Genomic DNA, 7255 nt, shown 5'->3' on the forward strand with positions numbered 1-7255 from the left:
AATCTTTACCATTTAAAATAATAGAGCCAAATAAATTAGGTTGTACTTTAATGAGTGTTCTTAAAAGTGTGGATTTACCAATACCATTAGCACCAACCAAACCAATAAGTTGTCCTTTTTCTAACTCAAAATTGATATTAGGGGCAATAACAGCTTCTGTCTTTTTGGTTTTATAACCAATGGAAAGGTTATCTGCTTTAAGGATGATATTTGGTTTTGTGCTATTCAAATTTAATGTTTAAAGTTCAATGTTTATTATGCCTAACTTTTCTAACCTCATTAAAACACCATTTTACGTTGCCTAACCAATAACCAAATTACAACTGGTGCGCCAACCAAAGCAGTAATGGCGTTTATAGGTAAAGTATAATCGCTACCAGGAATTTGAGAAATACTATCGCAAATAAGCATGATAATTGCACCAAATAAAAGTACCGCAGGCAATAAAATTTTATGATTAGAGGTTTTAAAAATTTGTTTGGTTAAATGCGGAATAGCTAATCCAATAAAAGCAATAGGACCAGAAAATGCCGTAATTGTACCAGCTATTAAACTGGTAGATAATATAATAATAAATCTACTTTGCTTTAAATTTAGGCCTAGGCTTTTTGCATAATTTTCACCAAGTAGAAGGCTGTTAAGACTTTTAATAGAAGCTATGCTGAGTGTTAATCCTACTAAATAAATTAAAAGAAATATAGTAAGCTCATGCCAAGAGAGATTACTAAGGCTGCCAAATCCCCAAAAAATGTATTGTTGTAATTGCTCAGCAGAACTAAAATAAGAAAGCACACTAACTACTGCGGCAGTTATACTACCAAACATTAAACCTATAATTAAAATAGCCATAGTATCTCTAACCTTATTTGATACGGCTAATACAGCTAATAGCACCAAGAAGCTACCTAAACTGGCAGCAATAACAATACTCCACTTAGAAATTAAAGCAGTAGCAAACAAACCACCAAACAAACCAGAACCTAAAATAACTAAAGCGACACCTAAGCTAGAACCAGATGTAATACCTAAAACAAATGGACCTGCTAATGGGTTTCTAAAAAGCGTTTGCATTAATAAACCAGAAATACCTAACCCAGAGCCAACAAGTATTGCAGTTATAGCTTTAGGCAACCGATATTGAGTAATAATGATATTGTCGCTGTTTCCTAAAAGACTTTCTAAGATATTTTTTAAAGGAATATAAACAGAACCTAAACTAATATTAATAAAGAAGCAAACAGCTAGTATTACTGATAAGATGATAAAAGTATATGTGTAATTTGTTTTCAAAATAATTTGTCATTCTATAGAATGATGCATTTCAATTTTTACCAAAAGTAATATAAAACGTCTATGTACTGATAATTATCAGAATTATAAGAAGGATTAATCGTTTAATTTTTTGAAAAAGTAAGGTGTGTAATCTTCTAAAAGTTCTGGATGACAAATTTTAATAAGATCCTTTAAAACCAAATCTGGTCGTATTGTGCCCAATTCATAATACAATACACCACCTGTAGCACCTGTAGTATTTGAGAATGTATATATAGATTTGTTTTTAAATGCATCAAAGTTAGCGTAGAGTTCGCTAGCATCTTTAAGTTGGTTAAAATTTGTGTAATAGGATGGGCTTAACCATAAATTGGCATGTTGTGCTTTATTAAAAACGGTTTCAAAACTAAGTGACAGACTCCCTTTTCCAGTAGTGTTGCTCCATAAGTAATTAACGTTAGCGTCTTTTAAAAACTGAGCTTCAGCACTTGAACCATTAGGTAAAAACCAAGAACCATTATGCATAGCACCACTTAAAATAGTAGGCCTTTTTTGAGCTTGCAGAGCAATACGCTTTGCTTCTAAATAATCTTTTTCAATGTTGTTGAATATAGAATCAGCTTCTTTTTCTTTATTAAAAAGTAGACCAAAAAACTTAATCCACTCAGCTTTAGCTAATGCAGAAGCTTCTACCCAATCTCCATTGTATATTACAGGAACTCCAGCTTTTTTTAAGGTTTCAAAAGTTTTATTTATGCCATCTACACCAAAACCAATGACTACATCAGGATTTAAAGTCAACAATACTTCGGTATTAATACCTTCGTTTTTACCAAGTTCTCTAACTTCACCAGCATCTATACGTTGTCTGGTTTTTTCTGAAGAAATATAATCTGTGCCAGGAAAACCTACTAAAGTTTTTTCTACGCCTAATAATTCTAATGCAGGAATATGTGTTGTTGAGGTTACTACCAGTTTAGAAATATCATTAGTAATAATACCATTATATTCATCTTTGGAGTAGCTTATTTTTGCCAAGTTCTTTTTTGAAGCAATAAGATATTTGTAAGTAGTTGTAGCTTCTGGCCAAGGTTTGGTGATATTAAGAGTTTTATGAGTTGTATAATTTTTAATAGTAAACCCTTTGGCATATTTAAGTTGGGTAACTACTGTGTCCAAATTTTGAGCATTGTTTTCTGTAAGAATGGGAGTTGTGTCTGCTTTTTTTGTCTCATTTTTACAAGACACTACTAATAAAGTAATTAATATAATTCTTAGAAATTTCATATGTAACAGAAGTGACTTTTAAAGTGCGTTTTAGTTGTTAATTTTGTTAAAACTTCAATTATGAGAGGCGATTCAAATTTAACATTATATATCGTAGCAGGTGTTATTATTGCTCATTTTTTAATAGGATTTATCTATCTCATTTATAAAATGAACAAGAAAAAAGATGAATAAACTTTTTACTTTTCTTTAATACACTATTTTTGCATCGAAATTTGGTTCGATAAAGATAAAGTCTCAAAAAATCTTTGAGATGACGATGTCGATTAAAAGGGAATCAAGTGAGATGATTGACGAGTGTTAAATTACGATTGATGAATTTCTAAATATTTTTTAATTCTAAAATCGAATATAGCCTTTAGTAAATTTCAATTCTTGAGCTGTTCCCGCAACTGTAAATTTTATATTCAATTTAATTGAGTATCTCTTCTTTTTGAAGAGTTGTTATAACTACAGTCCACTGAGAGAATGTTATATTAATAAAATAGCATTGATACTTTTGGGAAGGAGGATAACAAAGAAATAAGCCAGGAGACCTGCCAAATTTCAACAAAGAAGTCAAACTTTCGGGATAAAAGTTTACTCGATAATTGAGATTTAGGAGTGTTGATACCTACATTTCTCACTGTCGCTGTATAGCCTCTCGAGCAATTAAATTTAAAAATGAACAAAACAAAACTGTTTTGTAGCATACTAGGTTTAGGTATGTTATCTGTTGGGTCTTCACAAATAGAGCAAGATTCAATTAAAATTGAAAAGCTAGATGAAGTAGTGTTATCTGATTCTCGCTTTGCATTAAAGCGTGAAAACTCAGGTAAAGTAATTACAAAAATTACGTCTGCAGAATTAGAAAAATTACAAGGACAATCTGTTGCCGAAATTATTGGTAGAACAGTAGGAGTGGAAATTAATGGTGTAAGAAGTAATGCAGGTCAGAATCTAAGTTATTTTATACGAGGAGGAAGAAACAGACAAATTTTAATTATGATTGATGGAGTGCAGGTAACTGATCCTTCTCAAATTGCAAATGATTATGATTTAAGATTACTTAATGCAGATCAGGTAGAGTCTATTGAGATTCTTAAAGGCGCATCAAGTACACTTTACGGAACAGGTGCTGCAACAGCAGTTATTAATATTAAGTTAAAAGAGGCTTCTAAGAAGGCATTTAACCTCAATTTAAGGAGTACACTTGGCACTAATCAATCTTCAGATGAGGATAATTATGCAATAGAAGATTTTAGAAATAGTGTTTCTGTTAACGGATCTGTTGGTAGTTTTAACTATTTAGCAAGTATAGGACAACAATATACAGATGGATTATCTGCAATTAAAGGTGGGTCTGAGTCTGATGCCTTTAATAGTCACAACGGTAATCTAAGATTAGGATATAAGTTTAGTAATAGTTTTAAATTAAAAACTTATGCTAGTTTTGATAATTACAAAGCAGATTTTGATGATAGTTTTGGTAGGGTAGATGCAGATAATGTATCTATATCAAAACAATACCGAATTGGTTTGTCACCAGAATATAAGTATACTAACGGTAGTATAACTGTAAATGCAGCTTATAATGATGTAGAACGCGAGATAGAATCAAATTTCCCTTCAATGTTTAATGCTCAAAGTATTGTAGTAGACGCTTTTAATCGTTATAATTTTAGCGATAAATTTTATACAGTTTTGGGGCTTAACTATCAAGATAATCAGATGGAAAGTTTTTCAATTCCTTTTGGAGAAACAGGATTTAGCCAAGCTATAAATCCAGATAATGCTCAATTTACAATTACAGACCCTTATGCAAATGTAGTTTATATTTCAGATTTTGGACTTAATGTAAATGCAGGTCTGCGTTTAAATAATCATAGTGAATATGGAAGTCATTTAGTATATAGTTTAAACCCTTCATATAAATTTGATTTAGATTTTGGTTATGTAAAAGGTTTGGCAAGTTATAGTACAGCTTTTATTACTCCATCATTATTTCAGTTGTTTGAGCCAAGTTATGGAAATGCTGATTTAGAGCCAGAAGAAAACCAAACGATAGAGGTTGGTGCAGAAATAGCAATTAAAGATAAAGCTACATTTAGTTTAGTTTATTTTAATAGAAATGAAGAAAATTTCATTGATTTTGTAGATACAGGTAATTTTGTGTTTCAATATCAAAATGCTGATAAATCTTTTACAGCAAGCGGGTTTGAGTTTGTGGCACAAGCAAAATTAATGAAAGATTTAGATATTAACTTAAATGCAACCTACACTTCTTTAGATGAAGATTTAAGTTTAAGAATTCCAGAGATAAAGATAAATACAAGATTAGATTATGCGTTATCAAATAGAACACAAATGAGCTTGTCTTACCAATATAATGATGAAAGAGAAGACCTAGTATATAATGCTACTACTTTTCAAAATGATTCAGTAAATCTTGATGCTTATGGTTTATTAGATTTTTATTTAAGCCATAAGATTTTAAACAACAAGATGACTGTTTTTACAAATATCACCAATATCTTTAATGAAGATTACCAAGAATTATTTGGGTTTTCTACAAGAGGTAGAGGTGTAAATTTAGGATTTAACCTTAACCTTTAATAAATCAAATACAAATAAAAAAGCCGCTATTTATGTAGCGGCTTTTTTTATTTATTCTTCAAGCATTAGTCCTTCTAATGGCGAAAATGGTATCTGAGTTTTTAACTCTCTATTATTCTCATTTTCTAAAAATCTATTTAAAGATCTATCTCCTGTTGTAATTTCTTGTAGTGCAGCAGCTAAAAGTGGTTCAGATTCAGAACCTAAAACACCTAAATTAAAAGGGCTTTCTAACAATTCTAGATCTGGTGTTAATCCATCACTAGGCACTAATTCGTCATTAACATTTGTAGAATTTGCAGTTAAGGGTATTAAAGCATAGTTATGACCAGCATTAACGTTATTTCCACCAAAATCTGGTGAGTCAAAAACCAAACGGTTAGATTGTGTTTTCCCTCTGGTGTTATCACCAATATGAACTACATCTATACTGTAAGGATTTAAACTATTAATAACAAGTTCACTAGCAGAGGCGGAACTAGAAGAAGTTAATACATACACTCTGTTTAAATTCAAGCTATTAATTGCAGAATTATTAGATAGTGTACTTGTAAATTCATAATCTCTGTTTTGACTTTGCTGATTATTGTTATAAAATAATTTTGAAAATACCTGACCGTTGTATTGGCCAGTAATCATACTTGCCAAGTGTACCGCAGTTTGTATGCTGCCACCACCATTATATCTTAAATCTAAAACTAACTCCTCAGCTCCTTGAGATTGAAATTGTGCAAAAGCATTATTTAACTCACTATCAAAAGTACTTGTAAATCCGTTGTACATAAGATAAGCTATTTTAGTGCCAGAAACCTCAAGAACTTCTGCAATATGCACAGGATTTTCGGTATAAGCAACCTTTGTTAGACTTGTGCTTTCACCATTTAGAGTAACGGAATCATCAGTAGATTCTGGTGTTCCGTTGGTATTATAATCTGCAAAATTTAAGGTATAGCTCGTTTGGTTTAATAATGTTCTAAAATTATTTTCATTTAAATTGGTGCCATCTACAGCTCTAAAAATTTGACCACGTACCAATCCTAAATCTTCAGCCACACTATTATTTAAAACTAAAGTGATAGCGCCATAAACTTCGGTGTCACTTCCTGGTACGAAATACAATCTAAATTCTAAACCATTGCTAAGTATGGTGCCTTGTTGCGCATTAAGAATATCTAAATAATTAGGTACAATAGCACTAAACTCATCTAAAGGTTCATAAACCAAAGTTTCAAATAAGGCTTCTGGTGTGTCAAATCCATCGAGATAAGTTTGATATTCTTCTGTTTTATCATATCTATCATTTATACCGTTAATTCCAAACCTGTCATTAGATAAATTAGTGACATTCCCGTTGTATAGATAATACGCATTCATCGCCTTCCATATAAAATCTTTAATATCTGTACTAGCAATGGCATTATCATCTAAATCTTCAAAACAGCCTGTGAGAAACGAAAATGCTAAACATATTAGCAATAGAGTCTTAATCTTATTCATAAATTTTTCTTTTAAAAAATAGCATCTTTTACTTCTGTCTGTAAAACTCTAAATTTACTTACATTATTATAAATAAAAAAACTTTGTAACAAATTGTAAGGTGTATCGTCGTAATTATGAAGACAAGTAAAAAGGTCTTTACCAATCAATCAAAAAAGTAATGAAACAAGCAGATTTTGTAAGCTTAGTAATGCCATTTAAGGATAAGGTATTTCGTTTAGCCAAACGTTTGTTGGTGTCGCGAGAAGAAGCCGAAGACGCTACGCAAGAAATACTATTAAAATTATGGAGAAACAAAGAGAAGATTGGTGATTATAAAAATGTAGAAGCTTTCTCAATGACAATGACAAAGAATTTTTGTTTAGATAGATTAAAATCTAAACAAGCGCAAAATTTAAAAATTGTTCATAGTAATTATACGGATAATAATGCGTCATTACAAAAGCAAGTAGAAGCTAAAGATAGCATAAGTTGGGTATCTCGAATTATGGAAGATTTACCAGAACAACAAAAAATAATAGTGCAATTAAGAGATATAGAACAATACGATTTTGCCGAAATAGCTAAAATGCTAGAAATGAATGAAACAGCAGTACGTGTTAAT

The 7255-nt window shown here is 30.9% G+C and carries 6 protein-coding genes and 1 riboswitch; of the genes, 2 read left to right on the forward strand and 4 right to left on the reverse strand.

The annotated features are described in order from the left end of the window. The 3 genes from N4A42_RS12680 to N4A42_RS12690 form a co-directional block, all read right to left on the reverse strand. The coding region (locus N4A42_RS12680) for an ABC transporter ATP-binding protein (RefSeq protein WP_294074604.1) at positions 1-229 on the reverse strand (229 nt) is incomplete at its 3' end. Positions 230-279: 50 nt separating this feature from the next. Further along, entirely contained in the window at positions 280-1293 is a 1014-nt protein-coding gene (locus N4A42_RS12685; protein WP_294074617.1) for an iron ABC transporter permease, read from the reverse strand. Positions 1294-1386: 93 nt separating this feature from the next. Next, positions 1387-2559 (reverse strand): ABC transporter substrate-binding protein, encoded by a 1173-nt coding sequence (locus tag N4A42_RS12690; RefSeq protein ID WP_294074607.1) that lies wholly within the window; start codon positions 2557-2559, stop codon positions 1387-1389. A 199-nt stretch (positions 2560-2758) separates the two neighbouring features. Further along, positions 2759-3118, forward strand: a riboswitch (cobalamin riboswitch). A 104-nt stretch (positions 3119-3222) separates the two neighbouring features. Here N4A42_RS12690 and N4A42_RS12695 point away from each other — a divergent pair. After that, positions 3223-5154 (forward strand): TonB-dependent siderophore receptor, encoded by a 1932-nt coding sequence (locus N4A42_RS12695; RefSeq protein WP_294074610.1) that lies wholly within the window; start codon positions 3223-3225, stop codon positions 5152-5154. A 51-nt stretch (positions 5155-5205) separates the two neighbouring features. Here N4A42_RS12695 and N4A42_RS12700 read toward each other — a convergent pair whose 3' ends face one another. Further along, a complete protein-coding gene (locus N4A42_RS12700) occupies positions 5206-6651 on the reverse strand; it encodes a S41 family peptidase (protein WP_294074612.1) in 1446 nt (481 codons plus the stop codon). 160 nt (positions 6652-6811) lie between these two features. On the opposite strand from N4A42_RS12700, the gene N4A42_RS12705 reads away from it, so the two are divergent. Continuing rightward, positions 6812-7255 (forward strand): RNA polymerase sigma factor (locus N4A42_RS12705; RefSeq protein ID WP_294074614.1); only part of this gene is annotated, 444 nt, incomplete at its 3' end.

The organism is Winogradskyella sp., assembly GCF_025210595.1.
In the GTDB taxonomy this organism is placed as follows: domain Bacteria; phylum Bacteroidota; class Bacteroidia; order Flavobacteriales; family Flavobacteriaceae; genus Winogradskyella.